Source organism: Streptomyces incanus, assembly GCF_042656345.1.
Taxonomy (GTDB): domain Bacteria; phylum Actinomycetota; class Actinomycetes; order Streptomycetales; family Streptomycetaceae; genus Streptomyces; species Streptomyces incanus.
In genome coordinates this window covers 109,971-133,883 of record NZ_JBHSPC010000037.1, presented here as the reverse complement: position 1 = coordinate 133,883, position 23,913 = coordinate 109,971, and the positions used below count along the sequence as shown (strand labels likewise).

The window sequence follows — 23,913 nt, the reverse complement described above, 5'->3', positions numbered from 1 at the left end:
CCGGCCGGGTCAGTCACTCCCGCGCCCGCCCCTCCACCCGCCCCCGCCCTCCTATCCGTTTCCGGACCCGTGCCCGGCATGACCCGGCGGGGTACCGGCCGACCGGCCTTTCTCGACCACCACGAACTGGCCCATCATCCCCTCGTCCTCGTGGTAGAGCAGATGGCAGTGGTACATGTACGGAACGTCCGGGTCGGCCGGCCCGGTGAAACGCAGTGCCAGCTTCACCGTCGTGCCGTGCGGGACGAACACCGTGTCCTTCGGCCCGCTCAGGGCCGCCGGCGGAGCCGACCCGTTCACCTCCACCACGCGGAACTGCACGTCGTGCACATGGAAGTTGTGCGGCATGCCGTTCGTGTTGCGTACCGTCCATACCTCTGTCGTCCCGCGGGTGACGGTGTCGTCGACGCGCCCCATGTCCATCGACCGGCCGTTTATCCCGGACAGCTTCAGATCGAAGTGCCGCCCCCGTACCGCCTCGTCGCCGTCGGGCAGCTCCGGCTCGGTGAGCGCGGTCGGCAACTCCGGCGAGGCCCGCAGCTGCCGGGCGGCCCGCAACTCCAGTATGTCGAAGGAATCGTCGCCGCCGCCGAACCGCTGCTGCCAGAAGCCCCCGTAGTTCTCCTGAGGGAAGCTCCGGAGCATCACCCGTTCACCCGCCTCCACCCGCACGACGATCTCGGCGCGCTCGCCCGGCGACAGCTGTACCCGGCCCGTCACCGCGGGCCGCTCCAGCAGTCCGCCGTCCGTGCCGATCAGCGAGAAGTCACGGTCGTCCGGGAAACCGAAGGCGTAGGTACGGGCGGTGGACGCGTTGACCAGCCGCAGTCGTATCAGCTCGTCGTGCACCTCCCGATAGGGATTCAGTGTGCCGTTGACCATGGTCCGGTCACCCAGGAAGCCCGCGTTCTGCATCATCCCGCGGTCCCCGGCCAGCCGCGTGCCGTCGAAACGGACGTCCTGCACGACGACCGGCAGATCGTCGACGCCGTATCGCTTCGGCAGGGGCAGGCGCGCGGACTTCTCGTCGTCGAGGAGGAACAGGCCGGCGAGACCACGCCGGACGTGCTCCTCGGTCCTGCCGTGTGGATGCGGGTGGTACCAGAGCGTCGCGGCCGACTGGTCCACGGTCCAGTGCGGTGTCCAGGTGGCGCCCGGGGCGATCATCTGGTGCGGGCCGCCGTCCATGCGCGCCGGCAGATGCATTCCGTGCCAGTGCACGGAGGACGCCTCGTCCAGACGGTTGCTGACCCGCACCCGCACCTTCTCGCCACGCTCCGCCCGCAGCGTCGGGCCGAGATAGGAGCCGTTGAACCCCCAGGTCGCGGTCCTCTTCCCGTCGCGGAACTCCTTCTCGCCCGCCTGCATGCGCAGGTCGAAGACCCGTGTGCCGTCCTTCTCCACGGTCGAATCGGCCAACGGCGGTATCACCAGGGCGTTGTCGAACGGCGTCCTGCCCACCGTGCTGACTTCGGCGCCGGTCCACAGCCAGGCGAACAGGCCGCCGACGGCCACGGTGAACACGGTGGCCAGTGAGCCGAGTACGGCGACAAGGCGCTTCCAGCGGAATGCGCGGCGGGGGGCGCCGGGCGGGCTTCCCCCGTCCGGCGCCGGGCTCTTGGACACGTGGCGAGACATGCTCCGAGCGTCCTGGATCACGGCTCACCGGACATCGGGGACCTTCCCGGAACCACCCCTGATCCAACCCCCGCCCGGGATCAGGGCTTTACCCCGAGGCGGGGTGCCCCAGCCTTTCGCCGGTTGGCCAGGAGCAGATGCCCGGTGCCCGGTGCTCACGGGACGGCCCGGCAGTCCGTGTCCGGCGAGCGGTGAGCGGTGATTGCCTGTCAGAAGCCTTGGACCGCGCCGGGCTTCTCCCCGGGCCTCTCCCCGGGCTTCTTTCCGAGGCTCTCCTTGTACTTCTCCTTGTACTTCTCCTTGTACTTCCGTGCCCTCGCCAGTGCCTCCGGGTGGAGGGAGTCGCCCGCCGCCAGCAGCAACGGCAGCAGAGTCTGCTCGGTCGTCACCGCCCGGAACTGCAGAGCGACCGTCACCTCGTGATCCGGCCGGTGCACGATCCGTATCGCGTCGCCCGCCCGGATCTCACCGGGCCGGACCACCCGCAGATACGCACCCGGCGCGCCCCGCTGCGTGAACCGCTTCACCCAGCCCTTCTCACCCAGATGGCCCTGGAAGGTGCGGCAGGGAATGCGACCGGAGGTGACCTCCAGCAACACCTCGGACCCGATGGCCCACCGTTCGCCGATCCGGGCGCCGGACAGGTCGAGCCCTTCCGTGGTGAGGTTCTCGCCGAACGAGCCGCTCGGCAGCGTGCGCCCCAGCACGCCCTCCCACTCGTCGAGATCCTCGCGGGCCATCGCGTACACCGCCTGGTCGTCGCCCCCGTGGTGCCGCGTCTCGCACACCGCGTCCCCGGCCAGTCCGCTCGCGCCGACCCCTTTCGGTCCCGGCGCCGCCACCCGCACCGGTCTGTCCACCGGCTGCTTGTCGATGCCGGTCAGACCCTCGGGGTGGTCCGTGTACGGCACGGCCTTGGGACGGCCCAGGTTCACAGACAGAAGCTTCATGGGGCGCACCGTAAGCGATGCAGAATCAAAGCGTCGAAGCGATATTCGGTGCCACATCAAAGGACGGCTTATCCTTGGGGCGTGATCGAGGCCCGTCATCTCCGAGTACTGCGCGCCGTGGCCACCACCGGTTCGTTCTCCGCGGCGGCCAGGGAACTGGGCTGCACCCAGCCTGCCGTCAGTCAGCAGATGAAGGCGCTGGAGGCGTCCGTCGGCACGCCGCTGCTCGTCCGCACCGGACGAGAGATGCGCATGACGCAGGCCGGGGACGCGCTGGTGCGCCATGCCGCCGGCATCCTCGCCGGGCTGACGGCCGCCGAGGAGGAGGTCGCCGCCATCGCCGGGCTGCGGGCGGGGCGGGTACGGCTCGTGTCCTTTCCCAGCGGTAGTTCGACGCTCGTCCCGACAGCCCTCGCCGCGCTCCGCGACGCCCACCCGGGTACCCGTGTCTCCCTGGAGGAGGCCGAGCCGCCCCGGTCCGTCGAGATGCTGCGGGAGGGCGACTGCGACGTGGCCCTCGCCTTCCGCTACGAAGGGGCGGCGGGTGCGGAGGAGTGGGACGACCTCGTCGTGCGGCCGCTCCTCACGGACCGGCTCGTGGGGCTCCTGCCCGAGCGGCATCCGCTGGCGCACGTGGAGTCCCTGGCCATAGGAGAACTCGCCGAGGAGCCGTGGATCGCCGGCTGTCCGCGCTGCCGGGGGCAGCTGGTGGAGGTGTGCGAGACGGCTGGTTTCACCCCCCGCATCGACTTCGCGACCGACGACTACCCCGCTGTGGCCGGCCTGGTCGGCGCGGGGCTCGGGGTGGCCGTCCTGCCCCAGTTGGCCATCGAGTCCGTACGGCCCAGGGGGGTGCGCACGGTCGCTCTGGAGCCCGCGGTGCGGCGGGAGATCGTGGCCCTGACCCTCCCCGACCTCGCCCAGGTGCCCGCGGTCGGCGCGACGCTCGACCAGCTGGCGCGCGCGGGCGGCCGTTAGCCGGGACCAGCCGGGACCCGGCGCCTACGGGAGGCCGACGCTCTCGCGTCCCGTCCCCTCTCGTGTCCGGTCCGGTCGCTGTTTCCTCTCCGCCGTCGCTCCGTGGGGCCAGGGACGGCCGGGCACCACCCGCGAAAAGCGAAGGGCACACACGCGTGCCCGATGTGGAGAAACGTTCCTTCAGGTGTTCGAAGCGGCGTGCTCGCCGAGCGTCGCGACCGACGCCGGTGCCGGTGTCGACACCAGCCGGTGGCGCGCCCGACCCATCAGTTCTTCGCGCTCGTCCTCGGTCAGTCCGCCCCACACGCCGTACGGCTCGCGTACGGCCAGGGCGTGGGCGGCGCACTCGGCGCGTACCGGGCACCTCATGCAGACCTCTTTGGCCGAGTTCTCGCGAGCGCTTCGTGCCGCACCGCGCTCGCCCTCGGGGTGGAAGAAGAGCGAGCTGTCCACCCCGCGGCACGCGGCCAGGAGCTGCCAGTCCCACAGGTCCGCGTTCGGTCCTGGAAGGCGGGAGAAATCTGCCATTACGTGACCCCTTGTAGCGGTTCTTGGCGGATCCGGTGTCCACGACCGTACAACTACGATCCAAGGAGATGAAAATATGACTCATTGCGAATCTAGCCTCAGACACCAATAAATGGGAAGAAAAAGGGCCGAACGGGGCATAGGTTGTGATGAAAGTTCGAGGGTCTGCCGCGCGCGTCTGCATCGTGTCCGTCCCCTCACGTAGAGTGCCGAAGGCGGCAGACGACCCCGTAACTCTTTCGAGTGACCGTCGTTGAGAGTGCGAGGCGGTTGAAGGAAAAAGCGCTCGGGCGGGTGTCCGAAGCGGTCGACCGCACAGGTGACGATTTCGTACCAGCCTGGAGGCTCAAGGTGACGCGCATCAGCTGCGGAGGGCGGTCATGACTTCCGTCCTCGTCTGCGACGACTCCCCGCTTGCCCGAGAGGCGCTTCGCCGCGCGGTCGCGACCGTGCCCGGCGTCGAGCGCGTGACGACGGCTGCCAACGGCGAGGAAGTCCTCCGCCGCTGGGGAGCCGACCGCTCGGACCTGATTCTGATGGACGTGCGCATGCCGGGCCTGGGGGGTGTCGAGACCGTCCGGCGGCTGCTGTCCGCCGACCCCGGCGCGCGGATCATCATGCTCACCGTCGCCGAGGACCTCGACGGTGTGGCGCTCGCGGTGGCGGCCGGCGCCCGTGGCTATCTGCACAAGGACGCCTCCCGCGCGGAGCTGCGTGCGACGGTCACGCAGGCCCTCGCCGACCCGACCTGGCGGCTCGCCCCGCGGCGGCTGCGCTCGGCGGAAATGGGTGCCGCGCCCACGCTCACCGCGCGTGAGATCCAGGTCCTCGAAGGAATGAGCCACGGCCGCTCCAACGCCGAGATCGGCCGTGAACTGTTCCTCTCCGAGGACACCGTCAAGACACACGCCCGACGGCTCTTCAAGAAGCTCGGAGCGTCGGACCGGGCCCACGCGGTGGCGCTCGGATTCCGGTGGGGGCTGGTGCGCTAGGGCCTGTCCTTCGGATCGGACCGGCTTCGGTGTACGGCATCGAGCGGTGGCCGGCGGGTGGGGGCGTGTGGATGAACCCGCCCGGACTGCGCCCTGGTGGGATCGTGTCGGAGACGGGCGACGCCTCCGGCGCGGGCTGCCGTCGCCCCTCCGGACGCGGCCCGTGGTCCGGCAGGGCGCATACCCCGCTGCACGGCCTCGGACCGATCCGGACGACAGGTCCTGAGGTCGTCCGCGCGCACCTCGCCGGCAAGGGCGTGAAATGCCCGGTTCGCCAGGGCGTCGAAGCCGGTGGCCGGGTGCCCTGTGCCTGTTTCGCCGCGGATGACGCATCCTTGAGGTGTGGAGTTCCTTGGGGACAAGTCGGTCGAGCGGAAGAGGAGGGCGCAGGGGATGAGTTCCGCCGCACCTGCTCATAACGCTTCGGTGCACAACAACAGCCGGGGTGCCGCGGAGCCGACGCCCGCAAGGCACCATGGACCGATGCGCGACGACGAGGCGGGCACTGCCCAAGGGGTGATCGGTGCGCTCGTCCACCGAGCCGTCGACGGGGACGAGCAGGCCACGCACGATCTGCTCGCCCATGTCCACCCCCTGGCACTGCGGTACTGCCGCACCCGGCTGTCCCGGCTCCCGGGCGACGCCCGGCACTTCGTCGAGGACCTCGCCCAGGAGGTCTGCGTGGCGGTGCTGCTCGCACTGCCCCGCTACAAGGACACCGGCCGCCCCTTCGAGGCGTTCGTCTTCGCCATCGCCGCACACAAGGTCGCCGACCTGCAGCGCGCCGCGATGCGTCACCCCGGTCTGACCGCCGTGCCCTCCGACGAGATGCCCGAGCGTCCCGACGACTCCCTTGGTCCGGAGGAGCGCGCCCTGCTCAGCAGCGACGCCGAATGGGCCAAGAAGCTGATGGCCAACCTGCCCGAGAACCAGCGCGAGCTGCTTCTGCTGCGGATCGCCGTGGGCCTCACTGCGGAGGAGACCGGCCAGATGTTGGGAATGTCACCCGGCGCCGTCCGGGTCGCCCAGCACCGCGCCCTGAGCCGGCTGCGCGCCCTGGCGGAGCAGTAACCGCCGCTGCGGAAACCATCCGCCGCCCGGCCGTCCCTTGGGCAATGAACGGTCGGCCGGCCGATTCCGTACGAACATACGAATACCGGAGCCTTGCAGAACCGTGGAATGAGACACCTCTCCTTCCCGTTAGCATGGACATCCGCACCGATCAAGGCCATTTGGGGAAGGTGTCATGACTGCGAACGTCGACGGAGTGCCCGGTAAATTCGCGACACTCGGGCTGACCTACGACGACGTGCTGCTGCTGCCGGGCCCGTCGGACATGGCGCCCGACGAGATCGACACCGCCTCGCACGTCTCCAGGAACGTGCGGGTCAACATCCCGCTGCTGTCCGCCGCCATGGACAAGGTGACCGAATCGCGCATGGCGATCGCGATGGCCCGCCAGGGCGGCGTCGGCGTCCTGCACCGCAACCTGTCCATCGAGGACCAGGCGAACCAGGTCGACCTGGTGAAGCGTTCCGAGTCCGGCATGGTCACCGATCCCATCACCATCCATCCGGACGCCACCCTCGCCGAGGCCGACGCCCTGTGCGCCAAGTTCCGCATCAGTGGCGTCCCGGTCACCGACGGCAACAAGAAGCTCCTCGGCATAGTCACCAACCGTGACATGGCCTTCGAGACCGACCGCTCCCAGCAGGTGCGCGAGGTCATGACGCCGATGCCGCTGGTCACCGGCAAGGTCGGCATCTCCGGCGCGGACGCCATGCAGCTGCTGCGCCGCCACAAGATCGAGAAGCTTCCGCTGGTCGACGACCAGGGCGTCCTCAAGGGCCTGATCACGGTCAAGGACTTCGTCAAGGCCGAGCAGTACCCGAACGCCGCGAAGGACGGCGAGGGCCGGCTGCTGGTCGGTGCCGCGGTCGGCGTCGCCGGCGACGCCTTCGAGCGCGCCCAGGCACTGATCGAGGCGGGCGCCGACTTCATCGTCGTCGACACCGCGCACGGCCACTCCCGCCTCGTCAGCGACATGGTCGCCAAGATCAAATCGAACTCCGCCGGCGTCGACGTCATCGGCGGCAATGTCGCCACGCGCGACGGCGCGAAGGCACTGGTCGACGCGGGCTGCGACGGCATCAAGGTCGGCGTCGGCCCCGGCTCCATCTGCACCACGCGCGTCGTCGCCGGCGTGGGAGTGCCGCAGGTCACCGCGATCTACGAAGCCGCGCTCGCAGCCAAGGACGCGGGCGTCCCGGTCATCGGCGACGGCGGCCTGCAGTACTCCGGCGACATCGCCAAGGCCCTGGTCGCGGGCGCCGACACGGTGATGCTGGGGTCGCTGCTCGCGGGCTGCGAGGAGTCTCCGGGCGAGCTGCTGTTCATCAACGGCAAGCAGTTCAAGTCGTACCGCGGCATGGGGTCGCTCGGCGCGATGCAGACCCGCGGCGACCGCAAGTCGTTCTCCAAGGACCGTTACTTCCAGGAGGGCGTCGCCTCCGACGAGCAGCTCGTCCCCGAGGGCATCGAGGGCCAGGTGCCCTATCGCGGCCCGCTCTCCTCGGTGGTCCACCAGCTGATCGGAGGCCTGCGACAGTCGATGTTCTACGTCGGCGGCCAGACCGTGCCCGACCTGCAGGCGAACGGTCGCTTCGTGCGGATCACCTCCGCGGGGCTCAAGGAGAGCCACCCGCACGACATCCAGATGACCGTGGAAGCACCCAACTACAGCAACAAGCGCTGACAGCCCGCGCCCGCGTGAGACGGCCGTCCGACAGCGACGGCCCCACCCGCCTCACGCGTCCGCGCGTGTAGGCCCTACCACGGGGTGCACGGACGCGTGACAGTCGTCCGAGGGCGGCCCGGGAAAGGTCCGGGGCCGCCCTCGCCGTCCGTCCGGGGCGATGCGGAGCGGGACCGTCGGGGATACTGGAAAGCGCTGCAACGCATCAGGGAAAGGCCACAGACGTGACTGAGATCGAGATCGGGCGAGGCAAGCGCGGCCGCCGGGCATACGCCTTCGACGACATCGCCGTCGTCCCCAGCCGCCGTACGCGGGACCCGAAGGAGGTCTCGATCGCCTGGCAGATCGACGCCTACCGCTTTGAGCTGCCCTTCCTGGCCGCACCCATGGACTCGGTCGTCTCGCCGGCCACGGCGATCCGCATCGGTGAGCTCGGCGGCCTCGGCGTGCTGAACCTCGAAGGACTGTGGACGCGGTACGAGGACCCGCAGCCGCTGCTCGACGAGATCGCCGAACTGGACGCCGAGACGGCCACGCGCCGCTTCCAGGAGATCTACGCCGCTCCCATCAAGGAGGAGCTGATCGGGCAGCGCATCAAGGAGGTGCGCGACTCGGGTGTGGTCACCGCGGCCGCGCTCTCCCCGCAGCGCACCGCGCAGTTCTCCAAGGCCGTCGTCGACGCCGGCGTGGACATCTTCGTGATCCGCGGTACGACCGTCTCCGCGGAGCACGTCTCCGGCTCGCACGAGCCGCTCAACCTGAAGCAGTTCATCTACGAACTCGACGTCCCGGTGATCGTCGGCGGCTGCGCCACCTACACCGCGGCCCTGCACCTGATGCGTACCGGTGCGGCCGGTGTCCTGGTGGGCTTCGGCGGCGGCGCCGCGCACACCACTCGCAATGTGCTCGGTATCCAGGTCCCCATGGCCACCGCGGTCGCGGACGTGGCCGCCGCCCGGCGTGACTACATGGACGAGTCCGGCGGCCGGTACGTGCACGTGATCGCGGACGGCGGCGTCGGCTGGTCGGGCGACCTGCCCAAGGCGATCGCCTGCGGCGCCGACGCGGTGATGATGGGCTCCCCGCTCGCGCGTGCCACCGACGGTCCGGGCAAGGGCAACCACTGGGGCATGGAGGCGGTGAACGAGGAGCTGCCGCGCGGCAAGAAGGTCGACCTCGGCACCGTCGGCACCCTCGAGGAGATCCTCACCGGCCCGTCGCACACGCCCGACGGCTCGATGAACCTCTTCGGCGCCCTGCGCCGCGCCATGGCCACCACCGGCTACAGCGAGCTGAAGGAGTTCCAGCGCGTCGAGGTGACGGTGGCGGACTCGCAGCACCGGCGATGACGTGACGGCGCGCTCGCCCGGAGCGCGACGCCGTCGGGACGTTCACGAAGGGGCTCGGCCATCCGTGTGGGATGGCCGAGCCCCTTCGTGTGTCCGCGAGGGCGGTGCCGTGGTGGTGGGGGCGCGCGGGGTGGCAGAGGGGCGCGCGGTTGCCTTCGGCGTGAATATCGGGAGATGGAACGATGCGGGGCGGTAGCGCCCTGTCCGGCGGCTCGCTTCTCCGGGTCGCCCCCTTCCGAGGACACGTTCCGGACCCCGCCCTTCGGGGCCCGGCCCGCTTCCGAACGGACCGCCCTGCCGGGCTGACGGGCGGCCTCGTGGAAGGGGACGTGCCCATGGGCCGTCACCGCAAGCCCACCTGCTAGGACCGGATCCGTCTGCGGACGGGTGAAGTGCCGGAGGAGGTGGATTCTGCGGATGTTCGGATGGCGAGCGGCCACCCCTATGAGAAGTAGGGGTGTGACCCAGATACGCGTCAAAGGGGCAATGAGATGATCTTGAAGCCCTGAAGGGCCCGGCCCATCACCCGTTCGGCTCAGTGTCGTTGGTGGTGATGTTGTTGTCGTCTTGGGCCGGGGTGGGTTGTGACCTCGATCGAGCGGACCGCGTACCCGCGGTTCAAGCGGCTGATCACCGCGCATGAGCTGCATCTGTTCTTCTTGCCGACTCGCGATGAGTTGGAGTGGGCAGCCGAGGCGACGGACGGTGACGAGCATCTGCTGGCCCTGCTGCTGATGCTGAAGTCGTACCAGCGCCTGGGGTGCTTCCCGGCGCTGGAAGACGTACCGGAGCAGGTGGTGGAGTTCGTCCGGCGTCACGTGGAGCTGCCGGAGGGCACCTTGCCGGTGTACCGGGCGGAGAGGACGGCCAAGCACCACCGCGGGCTGGTCCGCAAGCGGGTCGGCGTGAAGTACGACCAGGCAGAGGCCCGGCGGATCGTGGAGCGGTCGATCCGCGAGGAGGCCGCGGCGAGGAACCGGCCGGCGGACCTGATCAACATCGCGCTGGAGAAGGTGGTGGAGGCTGGGCTGGAACTACCCGGCTTCTCCACCTTCGACAAGATGGCCTCGAAGATCCGTACCGAGGTGAACGCCTCGATCTGCGCGGGCATCCACGACCGGATGAGCGCCGTTCAGCGGGCGGGGCTGCTGCGGCTGCTGGAGGAGCGCGACAGTGACGGCACGACGCTGTTCTACCGGCTGAAGAAGCCCGCCAAGGGGCCGAGCTGGTCGCACTTCAAGAGTCTGACCAAGCGCCTGGAGTGGGTGGACGAGCTCGGCGACACCGCGGTCTGGGTGGACGGCGTCACCTCGGGGAAGATCACCGACTTTGCCGGGGAGGCGGACGCGGGGGACGCCCCGGCGCTGCGGGACTACGCGCCCGTCAAGCGCATCGCGCTGATTGCGTGCCTGACGTACAAGGCGAGGATGCGGGTCCGCGACGACCTGGCGACGATGTTCTGCAAGCGGGTGGCGACGAAGATCAAGAAGGCCAAGGCCGAGCTGGAGGAGATCCGCCTGCGCCAGCAGGAGATGGTCGAGGCCCTCATCGGGAACTACCGCACCGTGCTGAAGCACATCGACGAGGGCGGCCCCGCCCAGGAGGCCCTGGCGAAGGCCGCGGCCATGACCGCCGAGGCGGCGAAGGCCCTGGACGGGCTGGACGAGGAAGCGTCGGCCGAGGAGGTCGCCAAGCGGCTGGACGGCAAGGTCTCCCCGGCGGTGCTCGCCATGGCGAAGGCCCTGGTGGTGCAGGCCGGTGGGCTCGGCGCGGTCACCAGGGCCGTGGAGGGCTTCGGCGGGTTCGCGAAGCAGTACGAGCAGATCGAGAAGGTCTCCGCCCACCACGGGAACTTCTGGGAGGTGCTGCTGTACGGGCAGATCGGGCGGGACCGGGCGGTGATGTTCGACCTGGCCGAGAAGCTGGAGTTCACCGCGACATCCGAGGACGGGCGGGTGCTGGACGCGCCCGCACACGCCCAGCGGCACCAGAGCGCCCGCGGCGAGTACATCACCGCCTTCGACGAGGAGGGCAAGGAGGTGGACATCTCCTTCGCCACGCAGAACTGGCGCAAGGCCGCGGTGGACAAGACCCGGTCCGGGCAGTTCGTCCGCCAACATTTCGAGGCGATGGTGTTCACCGCCCTCGCGGAGGAACTGCGCACCGGCGACGTCGCGGTGGTCGGCTCGGAGGAGTACGCGGACTGGTCCGAGCAGCTGCTCGCGTGGGAGGTCGTCCAGGAGAAGCTGGCGGCCTATCTGGTGGAGGTCGGCCTCGCCGAGGAGGGCGAGGCGGCCAAGTTCGACGCACAGTTCTTCCGCCGGCAACTGGAGGACAAGCTGCGAGGCGCCACCGCGGCGGCGGACGCCGGATACCCGGACAACGAGGGCCTGGTCCTCGACCCGGAGACCGGTATCCCCTCGCTGAAGCCGCACCGCTCGGAGGGGCAACGGCCGTCGGCGAAGCGGCTGGAGCAGGAGATCAAGGCCCGGATGCCGGAACGCTCGCTGATGGGGATCGTGGCCCGCACCGCGTACTGGGTGGAGTGGTGGCGCCGCTTCGGCCCCGCGTCCGGCAACGAGCCGAAGCTGGAGGACCCGTTCGGCCGGTACGTCATCACGACCTTCGTCAAGGGCACCAACATGGGCCCGTATGAGGCCGCTCGCCACATCCCCGGAGTCTCGGGGCACGAGCTGTCGTACGTGGCAAACCGGCACTTCTCGATCGTGCTGCTGAACGAGGCGATTGCTGACCTGGTCAACGCGCACGCCCGCCTGGACATCTCGCAGGCGTGGGGCGACGGCACGGCCGTGGCCGCCGACGGCACCCACATGGACACCTACCTCGACAACCTGCTGGCCGAGACGAGCGTCCGGTATGGCAAGCCGGGCGGGATCGCCTACACCACCACATCTCCGACACCTACGTCGCGCTGTTCACGCACTTCATCCCGTGCGGGGTGTGGGAGGCCGTCTACATCATTGAGGGCCTGCTGAAGAACACCTCCGAGGTGCAGCCGACCACGGTGCACGCGGATACCCAAGGCCAGTCCTTCCCGGTCTTCGCGCTCGCCCACCTGCTGGGCTTCGACCTGATGCCCCGCATCCGGAACTGGAAGAACTGCACGTTCTACCGACCGTCCAGGCAGAGCGAGTATGTGCACATCGACGCCCTGTTCGGGGAGCCGGGCAAGCACGTCATCGACTGGGACCTGATCGAATCCCAGTTCCGGCACCTGATGCGGGTGGCCGTCTCCGTACGGGAGGGGGCGATCTCCTCCTCCACGCTGCTGAAGCGCCTGCGCTCGGGCTCGCGGAAGAACGCCACCTACACCGCCTTCCGCGAGGTCGGCCGCGTGATCCGCACCGCGGCTCTGCTGCGCTACCTCTCGGACGCCCCGCTGCGCCGACGGGTGACGACGGCGACGAACAAGGTGGAGTCGTTCAACCGGTTCTGCCAGTGGATCGGGTTCGGCAACCGCGGGGTCATCGCGGACAACGACCCGGTTGAGCAGGAGAAGGCGATGAAATTCAATGCTCTGCTCACGAACGATCTGTTGACTGAACTACTGGCGGAGTTTTCGCAGGTCAGTGACCTTGTGGCGGAGACATCGTTGAGTCGGCCATGGAAGTATCGCGAGACCTGGCGGCTCTGTCCGTCCCGCTGGTCGGGCAACTGGTGGCTATGGAGGATCCGTGGGAGCCCTACCGGCTCGTCGACTCGGCCGGGGAGCCGGTCGAGGGAGCTGGTGCCTTCCTGCGTGATCTGCAGGGAGCCGGTCGTTCGGCGGCGACCGCCCGTTCCTACGGGATGGATCTGCTGCGCTGGCTGCGTTTCCTGTGGGCTGTCGAGGTGCCGTGGGACCGAGCGAGACGGATCGAGGCGAGGGACTTCTCCCGCTGGCTGCAAGTCGCCGGGCAGCCGCGGCGTCCTCACTGGCGGCGCCCGGACCAGGCGGGACGGTGGGCCGCAGGTGGCAAGCCGTACGCGGCGTCGGTGCGAGCGCACAGCGAGACGGTGCTGCGGAGCTTCTACGACTTCCACCGCGACATCGGCACCGGACCTGTCCTCAACCCATTCCCGCTGGACCGATCACGTCGCGGCCGGCGGGTCCACGCCCACCGCAACCCGATGGACCTGACCCGTAACGAACGCACCGGGCTCTACCGGCCGAGAGTGCCCAAGCGGGTGCCCCGCAGTGTCCCCGACGAGAAGTTCAACGAGATTTTCGCTCGGCTCCCGTCGCATCGTGACCGGGCCATGGTCGCCTTCTACATCTCCACTGGTGCCCGTGCCAGCGAACTGCTCAGCACTTGGCAGGCTGGCGCCGACCCGGGCCGTCAGCTGATCTCGGTTGTCCGCAAGGGCACCGGCGAGGTTCAGGAGCTTCCCGCCTCGACCGACGCGTTCGTCTGGCTGCGGCTCTACCAGGTGGGGATGGACGATGCGATCCCGCGTGGGCGGCTCTTGCCGCTGTGGTGGACCCTGAGATCCCCGTCGAGGCCGCTGACCTACCACGCGGTTCATCGCATGTTCGAGCGGGCGAACGCCAAGGCGGGGACGTCCGCGACTCTGCACGCGCTGCGGCACACCGCTGCCTACCGTATGGCCGAGGACCCGAATCTTCCCCTCACCGATGTCCAATTCGTCCTCGGACACGCGCAGTTGACCACGACACAGCTCTACCTCACGCCTCGCAAGGAGGTGGTGATCCGGCGCCTGCTGGCCCACCACGCCGAGCAGACACGGCAGGCAGCCGCCCGCATGGCTCCGCCTCCAGCCGCCGACTACCGGCCGGAAAGTCTCGATGTGCTGTTCGGAACCGGTGCTCGGTGACCGTCACCTCGTCGGCGAGCATCGGCATCCGCACGCCAGCCGCTGGCCTGGAGCCTCATCTCACTCGCGTGATGGCTGCCCGGCAGCGCTTCCCGGCCCGCAGTGTTTCCGACAACTGGCCGAGCACCGAGCGCTCGCGCGCCGAGGCGGCCCGGTTGCTGTCCCGTCCGCCCTTCACTCTGGAGAACGCGGGCAGCGAACTGCACCATAAACACGGCATCGTCATGGTGCTGGACTGGCTGGAAGACCAGCCCGGGCAAACCTGGCAGGAACGATGGAAGGCCAGCGGCATCGAGCAGGCCGGCGCCGCTTGGCGGCCGGTGATCAAGCAATGGCTTCACGAGCGCGGTCTCAAGGCAGCCTGGCGCATGCCGGTGGTGGGCCGGGCCCTGACGACGGTGATCAGTGCTGAGCTGCTGCGGCCTTCGGTGGACTGGCTGGCCGCCGGGGCCAGCCGCCAAGGAGTGCTGGTCCGCGCCATGGCACACAGTCGAGACCCAGACGGATTTGAGCGCTTGCGCGAGCTTGGCGCTCAAGACCAGGGCGTGCGGCCGGGCGCCGTCACTGCGACGCTCTGCCGCAGTGCCCTCATCCTCGCGGCGAAGGGCGGCACGATCGCCGACATCACCGTCGGCGACGTCCTGGAGCTTCTTGCGACACAAGCCGTGGTGCTCAAGCGGGCGATGGCGGGGACCGAAGTGTTCTACCGCCTGCTGCACCAGTTCGGAGCCCTCGGAGAGGATGCCCCACAGAATCTGCGCGAGGTCCGCTACCTGGGACAACGGACCCCGGAGGAACTGATCGACCGCTACGGCCTGCGCTGCCGTGCTGTCCGTGACCTGCTGGTGGACTATCTCCGTGAACGTCAGCCCGCGCTGGACTACAACAGCTTGAAGTCCCTCTCCTACCACCTGGGCAAACGCTTCTGGCAGGACATCGAGCACCACCACCCCGACGCCGACAGCCTCCGCCTCGCCCCGGACGTCATCGGGCAGTGGAAGCAGAGAATCCGCACTAAGGACAAGACCGTCACCACCCCCGACGGCCGCCGCACAAACACCAAGGTCGAGAGGCTCAACCACCGGGACACGCTCACCCAGGTGCGGGCCTTCTACCTCGATATCGCCCAGTGGGCCCTGGAAGACCCCGGCCGCTGGGGCCCGTGGGTGGCACCGAGCCCGGTGAGGGCTGACGAGTTGGAGAACCGCAAAGTACAACGACGACGCAAGGCCAGAATGGACGCCCGCACCCGCGAGCGCCTGCCGGTCCTGCCCATCCTCGTCCGCTCGGTCGACCAGCGCCGCAGAGACGCCGCCGCCGTACTGGAAGCAGCCCGGCATGCCGGCCCCGGCGAGGTGTTCACCGCTGCCGGTCAGCAACTCGTACGTGCCGTGGTTCCGCACGGAACGGCCGGCCGGATCTGGGCCGAGGACCCACACACCGGAAAACGCCGCGATCTGGGACTCGAGGACGAGCGCGCCTTCTGGACCTGGGCCGTAGTCGAGGTCCTGCGGGCCACCGGCATCCGCATCGAAGAACTGCTGGAACTCAGCCACCACAGCCTGGTCCAATACCGGCTGCCCACGACCGGTGAACTCGTCCCCCTCCTGCAGATCGTTCCGTCCAAGACGGACACCGAGCGGTTGCTGCTGGTCAGCCCCGAGCTCGCCGACGTCCTCAGCGCGATCATCTGCCGAGTCCGCAATACCACCGGTGCCGTTCCCCTGGTCCGCTCCTATGACCGCGGCGAATGCGAATGGCAGGAGCCGGCCCTGCTGCTGTTCCAACGGCGCATCTGCGGCGAGGACCGCGCGTTCACCGACGAAACCGTCCGCACCATGCTGGACCAGGCCCTCATCGACACCGGCCTGACTGACGCCACCGGCGCCCCACTCCGCTACACACCACACGACTTCCGACGGCTGTTCATCACCGACGCCATTCTCAACGGGCTGCCACCGCACATTGCCCAGGTGATCGCAGGCCACCAGGACATCAACGTGACTCTTGGTTAGCCGTCTACCCCGAGGAGGCGATCCAGGCGCACATGGCCTTCCTGGCCCGCCGCCGTTCGCTCCGCCCAAGCGAGGAATACCGCGTCCCCACTGACGAGGAATGGCAGGAGTTCCTCGGCCACTTCGAGCGGCGCAAGGTCTCCATCGGTGCATGCGGCCGCGCGTTCGGCACCCCCTGCATCCATGAGCATGCCTGCGTCCGCTGTCCGATGCTCTGGCCCGACCCCGCTCAGCGTGACCGGCTCGTTGAGATCCGAGACAACCTCCTGGCCCGCGTCGCCGAGGCCGAACGCGAAGGTTGGCTCGGCGAGGTGGAGGGGCTCCAGGTCAGCCTGGCTGGCGCCGAAGACAAGCTTGCTCAAATGGACCGACGAGCTTCCGGCGGCACGGCGATCAACCTCGGCATGCCAGGCATAGCCGCAGCTCAACCTATCCGGGAGGAGGGAACGGCTTTGCTGAGACAATCCCTGGATGACCAGCAATGAGATCCGGTTCGACTGCCAGCATCGGGGCGACGGCGGCCCGCTCGTGATCGTCCCACGCATCGACGGAGCACCACTCACCGAGCTGATCGACGGGTTCGAGATCGCGGCCGGGATGCAGCCCGCAGGGGACGCCTACGGCGGTCTGATCCCGGAGTTCTTCCGGTTCGGCCCGATGCAGAACCACTTCCTCGGACGGTCCACCAACGCCATGGGGCCGAAGACACCCGTTCTCGGTTGTGAATGCGGTGAGTGGGGATGTTGGCCTCTCATGGCCCGCATCACCGCGACAACCGACCTCGTGACCTGGGGCGCCTTCGAGCAACCGCACCGCAAGACCCGCGACTATGTGGCATTTGGTCCGTTCCAGTTCGACCGTCACCAATACGATGACGCCTTGCGGGCCCTGAGCGCGGTTATCGGCTCCGACGTCGACGACAAGCGCGCATGAGCGCTACCAGGCGCGGCCTGCTGGGCTAAAGGATGGGGAAGCGGTTCATGGAAAGGTTCGAGACGGAGAGTCTGGCGCTCATGCCTGGCCAGAAGGTTCAGGCCACGGTCCTCAGCCATCACCCATGGGGTGTGATCGTTGAGATCGTCGGTTACGAGAACGCCGGTCTGTCGGCCTCTATCGACATGATCCAGCAGTTCTCCCGGACCACGAGCAGCCATGACGAACTACTCGCGCTCTTTCCACCCATCGGTTCGCAGATAGATGCAGTGATCGAGCAAATCCACCGCTGGCATCCGCCGGTATCAGTGCGACTCAGCATCCGACCTGCCGACCTTGAGTCGCTGACCTGGAGCTGCGACTTCTGTGGTGAACGGATCACGTTGAGCCCAGGTGGAGACGCCCTCGTCCTGGACTCGCGGAGCAACGACGGTCCAGGAAGCCACACCCTCATCTCCCACCGGCACTGCCTGGCCAAGCGAATCCGCCCAGACAACACCGGAGAGCGGGCGCGAGCATTGAAGATCGGGAAGATGCACTGAGGGTTGTCAGGCCCGTGCCTACCGGCATGGCTGAGCTCGACAGCTCATTCGGCGGGAACCAGCCGACAGTTCAGAGAAGCGGTCATCTTCCACAACGCCCTGGACATCGCGGAGATCGTGCGGCAGCTGCTGGAGGAGGGTTGGGAGATCGAGCCGGAGGACCTGGCCCAGATCTCGCCGTACCTGACCGAACACATCAACCGGTTCGGCGAGTACTCCACCCACGAGCTCGGCATCCAGCCCGAGGCGTATGACCCGCGCCTGGACGTCGACTTCACGGTGCTCAGAGGCGATGCCCCGACGAGCGAGAGCTACTCACCAGCCGCCTGAACCGAAAATCCACCGTCCAGGAAAGCGCCCTGGTCACAGCTACTGCTTCGTGCGGCCGGCTGAGGCTCGCTGAGTGTCCGCGCCGGAGCTGGCGTGCCGCTGGGTCTCCTGGGGACCGTGCCAGTCCAGGCACATCACGGTGGCATCGTCCTCGAGCCGGCCGCCGGCGGCGTCCCGTACCGCGGACGTCAGCATCAGCGCGGCCTCCCGCGGGTGCAGGTCCCGGGTGCGCTCCAGCAGAGCGGGCAGGTCGACCTTCTCCCCATGACGTTCGAGCATGCCGTCGGTCAGCATGAGCAGACGGTCACCGGGGTGCAGATCGATGTCCTGAACCCGGTAGGGGTGGGGCGCGAACACGGACAGCCCGAAGGGATGGTCCACTTCGCAGGTGATCACCTCCGCAGTCCCCTCACGCATGCGCAGTGGCCAGGGGTGGCCGGCGTTGACGAACTGGGCCTGCCCGGTGTTCAGACCGATGCGCAGCAGCTGCCCGGTGGCGTGACCGTGACCGTGGTCGGCCAGGGCCAGGTCGGCCCGGTGGGCCTGGTCGGCCAGGCCTGCTCCTGCACGGCGAGCGCCGCGCAGGGCGCCCACCAGGATCGTGGCGGCCAGCGCGGCGTCGATGTCGTGACCCATGGAGTCGGTCACCGACAAGTGCAGGGTGTCGCGGTCCAGGGTGTAGTCGAAGGTGTCGCCGCTGAGGTTCTCGGAGGGCTCCAGGCTCCCGCACAGGGTGAACTGTGCTGCCTCGCACGACAGTGACGGGGGCAGCAACTGGTACTGGATTTCTGCTGCCAAAGTGGGGGGCCTGGAGCGTTTGCCCCAGATGTAGAGGTCGGTGAAGCGCCCATTGGCGATCACGATATAGGCCAGGAGATGGGCGGCTTCCCCGACCGCATCGAGGACGTCCTCGCCGGGGGCGGCCGGAAGGAGCAGTTCCAGCAGCCCGATGGCATCCCCCCGGTTGGTGACCGGCACGATCACCCGCTGTCCCCGGCCGGTCTCCTCCTGGTACAGCCGCTGGGTACGGATCACCTGCTCGTAGACACTGCCGAGCATGGGGATCCGCTCCGCTTCCCGACCACCCTCCGCGGCATCAGTGGTGGACAGCCGCGCCACGGCCTTCCCTGTCAGGTCCACGATGAGGAAAGAGACCTTCGTGGCCTCGAGACGCCGCCGCAGGTCCTCGGCGACCACGTCGACGGCCTCCACCGGCGAGGCCGTCTCCGCTGCCGTCAGCAGCCGGGGAAGTTCACTCTGCCCACCACTCACGACTACGGCCCCTTTCGCCGGCCCCTCATACCAGCCTGGGAACCACAACGGTGAGCGTCAATTTGTGATCAGTCACAGTAAGTGAAGGTGGTCACGTTGTGCGTTCGCAGAAATGAGTAGTTCTGAGAGACCACGGACCTTCACCGGACCGTGTCCGGTTTGCCCCTGATCTTCGTTCTCACAACCTCTCGCAAAACAGCTTTCGCATAATGCCCCGCGCGATAGGTTCTGCGACATGCCAGAGCCCGCCGAACCGGCCGCCGCCGTCGAACAGTTCGACTGCCCCACCTGTGAAGTGCCCGCCGGAAGCACCTGCCGCACCCGCGGCGGCAAGGTCGCCCCGAAGTACCACACCCCGCGCTTCACGCTCGTCCCCCAGCTCCGCGCCGAGCTCGAAATCCGCACCCCCGCCGACCGCGGCCCCGGCCGCCCCTGGGAGCTGGGCCCGGCCATCGACGCCGCCGTGCCGGAGGCCGCGACGAAGCCCACGAGGGTGGGCTACGCCCGTTGCAGTACCGCCCAGCAGGAGCTCCAGAGCCAGCTCGATGCCCTGGAAGAGGCGGGCTGTGCCCCGGTCTTCTCGGAGAAGATCAGCACCCGGGTCAAGGTCCGGCCGGAGTTCGTCAAGGCGATGGACTTCGCCCGCACCATCAAGAAGGCCGTCCCGCACCAGCGGGTGATCTTCACCGTGCACGAGATGAAGCGCCTGGGCCGCGGCGCCGCCGAGCTGCTGACCATCGCCGAGGACCTGCGCCACCACGACATCCAGCTCGAACTCCTCACCGGCCCCCTCCAGGGGGTGTACGACCCGTCCGGGCACGGCGCCGCCCTGTTCGCGTTCTTCGCCGGCATGGCCGAGTCCGAGCGCGAGTACATCCGCGAGAAGTCCCTCGAAGGACAGGCATCCGCCCGCGAGCGCGGCCGACACGGCGGACGCCCCAAAGTCGTCGACGACGACATGGCTGCCTACGCCCGCACTCTGCGCGCCAACGGCGTCCCCGTTCCGCAGATCGCGAGCAAGCTCGTCATCACCTCGGGCAAGAACAAGGGACAGCGCCCCTCGGTCGCCACCGTCTACCGCATCCTCGCCGAGGACGACGCTGGCGACGGACCGGCCTGACCCCCGAAGGGCTTCAAGATCATCCCATTGCCCCTTTGACGCGTATCTGGGTCACACCCCAAGTAGGGGTGGACACTCCGTGAACCATCCTGGAGCCCGCCGCAGTAGCCTCTGCGGCGGGCTCCGCCTGTCGTCCAAGGTGTCCGCGCGGGCCCCCTCCCACCACCAGCCCCTGGAGCACGGTGAGCCGGGAGCGCCCCCTTTCACAACCGGTGCGCCGCCCCCGTCGGTGTGGCCCCGCGCGTGTCCAGCAGCAGCTGGGCCTTCACGGACAGGCCCTGGAGGTCGTACGTGCGGTGCTGCTGGAGCAGGATCGTCAGGTCGGCGTCGGCGGCGGCCTCGTACAGGGAGTCCGCGCGGGGGAGGGGGCGGTCGAGCACGCTCCAGGACGGGACGTGCGGGTCGTGGTAACTGACGGAGGCACCCAGTTCCATCAGCCGCATCGCGATCTCCCGCGCGGGGCTGCCCTGCTGGTCGGCGAGGTCGGCCTTGTAGGTGACTCCGAGGAGCAGCACGCGTGCGCCGCGGGCCGACTTGCCGTGCTCGTTGAGGAGTGCGGCGGCACGCTGCACGACGTAGTGGGGCATCCGGCCGTTGACCTGCTGGGCGAGTTCCGCCATGCGCAGGGTGCGGCCCGTGTGGGCGGTCAGGTCCTGGGCGACGGCGTGGCCGCCGACGCCGGGGCCGGGGCGGAAGGAGTGGAAGCCGAAGGGCTTGGTCTCCGCGCAGCGGATGACGTCCCACAGGTCGACGCCCAGGTCGTGGCAGAGCACGGCCATCTCGTTGACGAGGGCGGTGTTGACGTGCCGGAAATTGGTCTCCAGCAACTGCACGGTCTCCGCTTCCCGTGGGCCGCGCGCGCGGACGACCTTGTCGCTGAGCCTCCCGTAGAACGTGGCGGCCGACTCGGTGCAGGCCGGGGTGAGCCCGCCGATGACCTTCGGAGTGTTGGCGGGGGTGAAGTCGCGGTTGCCGGGGTCGACGCGGCTGGGGGAGTAGGCGAGGTGGAAGTCACGGCCCGCGCGGAGGCCGGATCCGGATTCGAGCAGGGGGCGGAGGAGTTCCTCGGTCGTTCCGGGGGGTACCGGGGACTCGAGGATCACCGTGGTGTGCGGGCGCAGCCGTGCGGCCAGGGTGTGGGCTGCGGCTTCCACCTGGCCGAGATCCAGCCCGCCTTCCGCACCGCGCGGGACCGGCGCGCAGATGACCGCGGTACGTACCCGGCCGAGCTCGGCGGGGCCGGTGATCGCGCGGAACCCCTGTGCGACCATGCGGCGCAGCTCGGCGGGGCTGAGGAAAGCGGTCTCCGGGCCGGTCCGGTAGCCGATGGTGGAGATGCCGGCGGCGACGGCGGCCTGGGCCAGGGGCAGGCCGTACGGGCCGAGTCCGATGACGGCGAGATCTGCGGGCATGGCGTGGGCCGTCCTTCCCAATAACCGAAGCGGGACAGGCGCGCAAGCCCTGTGGACAGAACAGGCGAGCGCAATGTCAGACTAGGAGTAAATATGACCGATTTGTTGTATTGGTCGGCCGAGTTTCGCCGAGTCGAGGCGAGAGTTGTCCACAGGTTGGGGCGTGTGGTGGCTGGATTTGGGCATCCCGGCAAGAATCTGGGCATGAGGGAGGGGGGCCGGGCTTCGCCCGACGGGTGCGGCCGATGCGACCGATGAGCGGGAGGCAGCGGTGAGGACAGCGACACTGGGACCGGCGGAGCGAGCCGAGTCACTCGCATCCATGGCGGAGCGTGAACTGGACGTGCTGGTGGTGGGCGGCGGCGTGGTCGGTGCGGGCACCGCGCTGGACGCCGCGACACGCGGCCTGTACACAGGGCTGGTCGAGGCGCGTGACTGGGCGTCGGGCACGTCCAGCCGATCCAGCAAACTGATCCACGGCGGCCTGCGCTACCTGGAGATGCTCGACTTCGCCCTCGTGCGGGAGGCGTTGAAGGAACGCGGGCTGCTGCTGGAGAAGCTCGCCCCGCACCTGGTGAAACCGGTGCCGTTCCTCTACCCGCTGCAGCACAAGGGCTGGGAGCGGCTGTACGCCGGGGCGGGCGTCGGGCTCTACGACGCCATGTCGATGGCCCCCGGACACGGGCGGGGGCTGCCCGTGCACCGGCACCTGAGCCGCCGTCACGCGTTGCGCGTGGCACCGTGTCTGAAGAAGGACGCCCTGGTCGGGGCGTTGCAGTACTACGACGCCCAGATGGACGACGCCAGGTTCGTGGCGACCCTGGTGCGCACCGCGGCGGCGTACGGCGCGAGGGTCGCCAACCGTGCGCGGGTGACCGGATTCCTGCGCGAGGGTGAACGGGTCGTCGGTGCCCGGGTACAGGACGTCGAGGGCGGCGGGGAGTACGAAGTCCGCGCCAAACAGATCGTCAACGCCACCGGTGTGTGGACCGACGACACCCAGGCGATGGTGGGCGAGCGGGGCCAGTTCCACGTACGGGCCTCCAAGGGCATCCACCTGGTCGTCCCCAAGGACCGCATCCACTCCACCACCGGGCTCATCCTGCGCACGGAGAAGTCCGTCCTGTTCGTCATCCCGTGGGGCCGGCACTGGATCGTCGGGACCACGGACACCGGCTGGGACCTCGACAAGGCACACCCGGCCGCGTCCAGCGCGGACATCGACTACCTGCTGGAACACGTGAACTCGGTGCTCGCGGTACCGCTCACGAGGGATGACGTCCAGGGCGTGTACGCCGGCCTCCGGCCGCTGCTCGCCGGTGAGTCCGATGCCACCAGCAAGTTGTCACGGGAGCACACCGTGGCCCATCCCGTACCCGGACTTGTGGTGGTCGCGGGCGGCAAATACACGACGTACCGGGTGATGGCAAAGGACGCGGTGGACGAGGCCGTGCACGGGCTCGACGTACGGGTCGCCGCCTGCGTCACCGAGGACACACCGCTGGTCGGAGCCGAGGGGTACCGGGCGCTGTGGAACGCACGGGCGCGGATAGCCGCACGCACCGGACTGCACGTGGTCCGGGTCGAGCACCTGCTGAACCGGTACGGGTCACTGGCCGAAGAGGTCCTGGAACTCGTCGCCGGCGACTCCTCGCTGGGCGAACCGCTGCAGGCGGCCGACGACTACCTGCGCGCCGAGATCACCTATGCCGCCTCGCACGAGGGGGCGCGGCATCTGGACGACGTGCTGACCCGGCGCACCCGCATCTCGATCGAGACGTTCGACCGGGGAACGCGCAGCGCCCGGGAGGCCGCCGAGTTGATGGCGCCGGTGCTGGGCTGGGACAAGGACCGGATCGAGCGCGAGGTGCAGCACTACGAGAAGCGGGTGGAGGCCGAACGGGAGTCGCAGCGGCAGCCGGACGACCTGACGGCGGACGCGGCCCGACTGGGGGCTCCGGACATCGTTCCGTCGTAGGGCGGTGCCGCTGCAGGGCGGTGCCGTCGGCACATCGGGGCAGAGGGAATCCGGGTCGTGCCCTCGTCGGCGAGGGCACGGCGCGGGCCGGGTTCCTCCACGGCCGGCAGGGCCGCCGCCGGGGCTCCACCCTGTGTGACCAGCAGCGGGAGGAATGCGTTCGAGGGAGGGGCCGACAGAGCCGAGGAGACCGGCGGCGCCGGGGAGAGTGAGGCCGTGGACCCAGCGGCGGTCAAGAGTGTCCTGAGCGGTGGCATCCGGTTCCCCTCTTGCCGAAAGGACATC

General features: G+C 69.0%; 19 protein-coding genes and 1 pseudogene. 15 read left to right on the top strand and 5 right to left on the bottom strand.

Annotated features, from left to right (window positions below):
- Positions 1 to 51: 51 nt before the first annotated feature.
- Both ACFP2V_RS14865 and ACFP2V_RS14860 read right to left on the bottom strand, forming a co-directional pair.
- Complete coding sequence (locus ACFP2V_RS14865; protein WP_381211288.1) at positions 52 to 1,638, bottom strand: multicopper oxidase family protein; 1,587 nt, start codon at positions 1,636 to 1,638, stop codon at positions 52 to 54.
- 209 nt (positions 1,639 to 1,847) lie between these two features.
- Positions 1,848 to 2,588, bottom strand: coding sequence for an MOSC domain-containing protein (locus ACFP2V_RS14860; protein WP_381211285.1), 741 nt, complete (start codon positions 2,586 to 2,588; stop codon positions 1,848 to 1,850).
- 81 nt (positions 2,589 to 2,669) lie between these two features.
- On the opposite strand from ACFP2V_RS14860, the gene ACFP2V_RS14855 reads away from it, so the two are divergent.
- Positions 2,670 to 3,566, top strand: coding sequence for a LysR family transcriptional regulator (locus ACFP2V_RS14855; protein ID WP_381211282.1), 897 nt, complete (start codon positions 2,670 to 2,672; stop codon positions 3,564 to 3,566).
- A 180-nt stretch (positions 3,567 to 3,746) separates the two neighbouring features.
- Here the strand turns inward: ACFP2V_RS14855 and ACFP2V_RS14850 are convergent, their stop codons facing one another.
- A complete protein-coding gene (locus ACFP2V_RS14850) occupies positions 3,747 to 4,094 on the bottom strand; it encodes a WhiB family transcriptional regulator (protein ID WP_381211279.1) in 348 nt (115 codons plus the stop codon).
- A gap of 380 nt (positions 4,095 to 4,474) precedes the next feature.
- Here ACFP2V_RS14850 and ACFP2V_RS14845 point away from each other — a divergent pair, with 380 nt between their 5' ends.
- From ACFP2V_RS14845 to ACFP2V_RS14790, 12 genes and pseudogenes are all read left to right on the top strand, one after another.
- Positions 4,475 to 5,086 (top strand): response regulator transcription factor, encoded by a 612-nt coding sequence (locus ACFP2V_RS14845; RefSeq protein ID WP_003948568.1) that lies wholly within the window; start codon positions 4,475 to 4,477, stop codon positions 5,084 to 5,086.
- Positions 5,087 to 5,569: 483 nt separating this feature from the next.
- A complete protein-coding gene (locus tag ACFP2V_RS14840) occupies positions 5,570 to 6,157 on the top strand; it encodes a sigma-70 family RNA polymerase sigma factor (protein WP_381211276.1) in 588 nt (195 codons plus the stop codon).
- Between the two features lie 175 nt (positions 6,158 to 6,332).
- Positions 6,333 to 7,841: an IMP dehydrogenase gene (guaB, locus tag ACFP2V_RS14835; protein WP_381211273.1), complete on the top strand. Its 1,509-nt coding sequence runs from the start codon at positions 6,333 to 6,335 to the stop codon at positions 7,839 to 7,841.
- 224 nt (positions 7,842 to 8,065) lie between these two features.
- A complete protein-coding gene (locus ACFP2V_RS14830; protein ID WP_381211270.1) occupies positions 8,066 to 9,190 on the top strand; it encodes a GuaB3 family IMP dehydrogenase-related protein in 1,125 nt (374 codons plus the stop codon).
- A gap of 584 nt (positions 9,191 to 9,774) precedes the next feature.
- Positions 9,775 to 12,186, top strand: coding sequence for a Tn3 family transposase (locus ACFP2V_RS14825; protein ID WP_381211266.1), 2,412 nt, complete (start codon positions 9,775 to 9,777; stop codon positions 12,184 to 12,186).
- Positions 12,150 to 12,686: pseudogene (locus ACFP2V_RS14820) on the top strand (Tn3 family transposase); the annotation flags it as partial. The gene ACFP2V_RS14825 and the pseudogene ACFP2V_RS14820, both read left to right, overlap by 37 nt.
- 128 nt (positions 12,687 to 12,814) lie before the next feature.
- A complete protein-coding gene (locus tag ACFP2V_RS14815) occupies positions 12,815 to 14,026 on the top strand; it encodes a tyrosine-type recombinase/integrase (protein WP_381211263.1) in 1,212 nt (403 codons plus the stop codon).
- Entirely contained in the window at positions 14,023 to 16,041 is a 2,019-nt protein-coding gene (locus tag ACFP2V_RS14810) for a tyrosine-type recombinase/integrase (protein WP_381211260.1), read from the top strand. Before ACFP2V_RS14815 ends, ACFP2V_RS14810 begins: the two co-directional genes overlap by 4 nt.
- A 32-nt stretch (positions 16,042 to 16,073) precedes the next feature.
- Positions 16,074 to 16,526 (top strand): hypothetical protein, encoded by a 453-nt coding sequence (locus tag ACFP2V_RS14805; protein ID WP_381211257.1) that lies wholly within the window; start codon positions 16,074 to 16,076, stop codon positions 16,524 to 16,526.
- Positions 16,513 to 16,974, top strand: coding sequence for a hypothetical protein (locus ACFP2V_RS14800; protein WP_381211254.1), 462 nt, complete (start codon positions 16,513 to 16,515; stop codon positions 16,972 to 16,974). Before ACFP2V_RS14805 ends, ACFP2V_RS14800 begins: the two co-directional genes overlap by 14 nt.
- A gap of 47 nt (positions 16,975 to 17,021) precedes the next feature.
- Complete coding sequence (locus tag ACFP2V_RS14795) at positions 17,022 to 17,516, top strand: hypothetical protein (protein WP_381211251.1); 495 nt, start codon at positions 17,022 to 17,024, stop codon at positions 17,514 to 17,516.
- Between the two features lie 3 nt (positions 17,517 to 17,519).
- Positions 17,520 to 17,846 (top strand): Tn3 family transposase, encoded by a 327-nt coding sequence (locus tag ACFP2V_RS14790; protein ID WP_381211248.1) that lies wholly within the window; start codon positions 17,520 to 17,522, stop codon positions 17,844 to 17,846.
- A 39-nt stretch (positions 17,847 to 17,885) separates the two neighbouring features.
- Here the strand turns inward: ACFP2V_RS14790 and ACFP2V_RS14785 are convergent, their stop codons facing one another.
- Entirely contained in the window at positions 17,886 to 19,118 is a 1,233-nt protein-coding gene (locus tag ACFP2V_RS14785; RefSeq protein ID WP_381211246.1) for a PP2C family protein-serine/threonine phosphatase, read from the bottom strand.
- 235 nt (positions 19,119 to 19,353) lie between these two features.
- Here ACFP2V_RS14785 and ACFP2V_RS14780 point away from each other — a divergent pair, with 235 nt between their 5' ends.
- Positions 19,354 to 20,238: a recombinase family protein gene (locus tag ACFP2V_RS14780; protein WP_381211243.1), complete on the top strand. Its 885-nt coding sequence runs from the start codon at positions 19,354 to 19,356 to the stop codon at positions 20,236 to 20,238.
- Between the two features lie 203 nt (positions 20,239 to 20,441).
- On the opposite strand, the gene ACFP2V_RS14775 is transcribed toward ACFP2V_RS14780, so the two are convergent.
- The gene (locus ACFP2V_RS14775) at positions 20,442 to 21,650 is read right to left on the bottom strand and encodes a nucleotide sugar dehydrogenase (RefSeq protein WP_381211241.1); all 1,209 of its coding nucleotides are present in this window, start codon (positions 21,648 to 21,650) and stop codon (positions 20,442 to 20,444) included.
- A gap of 271 nt (positions 21,651 to 21,921) precedes the next feature.
- Between ACFP2V_RS14775 and ACFP2V_RS14770 the strand changes: the two genes are divergently transcribed.
- Positions 21,922 to 23,628, top strand: a complete 1,707-nt coding sequence (locus ACFP2V_RS14770) for a glycerol-3-phosphate dehydrogenase/oxidase (protein WP_381211238.1) — start codon at positions 21,922 to 21,924, stop codon at positions 23,626 to 23,628.
- Positions 23,629 to 23,913: the final 285 nt, after the last annotated feature.

Coding starts and splice junctions, on each gene's coding strand:
- ACFP2V_RS14775 (WP_381211241.1), bottom strand. CDS start 21,650: ATGCCCGCAGATCTCGCCGTCATCGGACTCGGCCCGTACGGCCTGCCC.
- ACFP2V_RS14805 (WP_381211257.1), top strand. CDS start 16,074: ATGGCCTTCCTGGCCCGCCGCCGTTCGCTCCGCCCAAGCGAGGAATAC.
- ACFP2V_RS14780 (WP_381211243.1), top strand. CDS start 19,354: ATGCCAGAGCCCGCCGAACCGGCCGCCGCCGTCGAACAGTTCGACTGC.
- ACFP2V_RS14865 (WP_381211288.1), bottom strand. CDS start 1,638: ATGTCTCGCCACGTGTCCAAGAGCCCGGCGCCGGACGGGGGAAGCCCG.
- guaB (WP_381211273.1), top strand. CDS start 6,333: ATGACTGCGAACGTCGACGGAGTGCCCGGTAAATTCGCGACACTCGGG.
- ACFP2V_RS14815 (WP_381211263.1), top strand. CDS start 12,815: ATGGAAGTATCGCGAGACCTGGCGGCTCTGTCCGTCCCGCTGGTCGGG.
- ACFP2V_RS14840 (WP_381211276.1), top strand. CDS start 5,570: ATGCGCGACGACGAGGCGGGCACTGCCCAAGGGGTGATCGGTGCGCTC.
- ACFP2V_RS14845 (WP_003948568.1), top strand. CDS start 4,475: ATGACTTCCGTCCTCGTCTGCGACGACTCCCCGCTTGCCCGAGAGGCG.
- ACFP2V_RS14860 (WP_381211285.1), bottom strand. CDS start 2,588: ATGAAGCTTCTGTCTGTGAACCTGGGCCGTCCCAAGGCCGTGCCGTAC.
- ACFP2V_RS14800 (WP_381211254.1), top strand. CDS start 16,513: ATGACCAGCAATGAGATCCGGTTCGACTGCCAGCATCGGGGCGACGGC.
- ACFP2V_RS14795 (WP_381211251.1), top strand. CDS start 17,022: ATGGAAAGGTTCGAGACGGAGAGTCTGGCGCTCATGCCTGGCCAGAAG.
- ACFP2V_RS14850 (WP_381211279.1), bottom strand. CDS start 4,094: ATGGCAGATTTCTCCCGCCTTCCAGGACCGAACGCGGACCTGTGGGAC.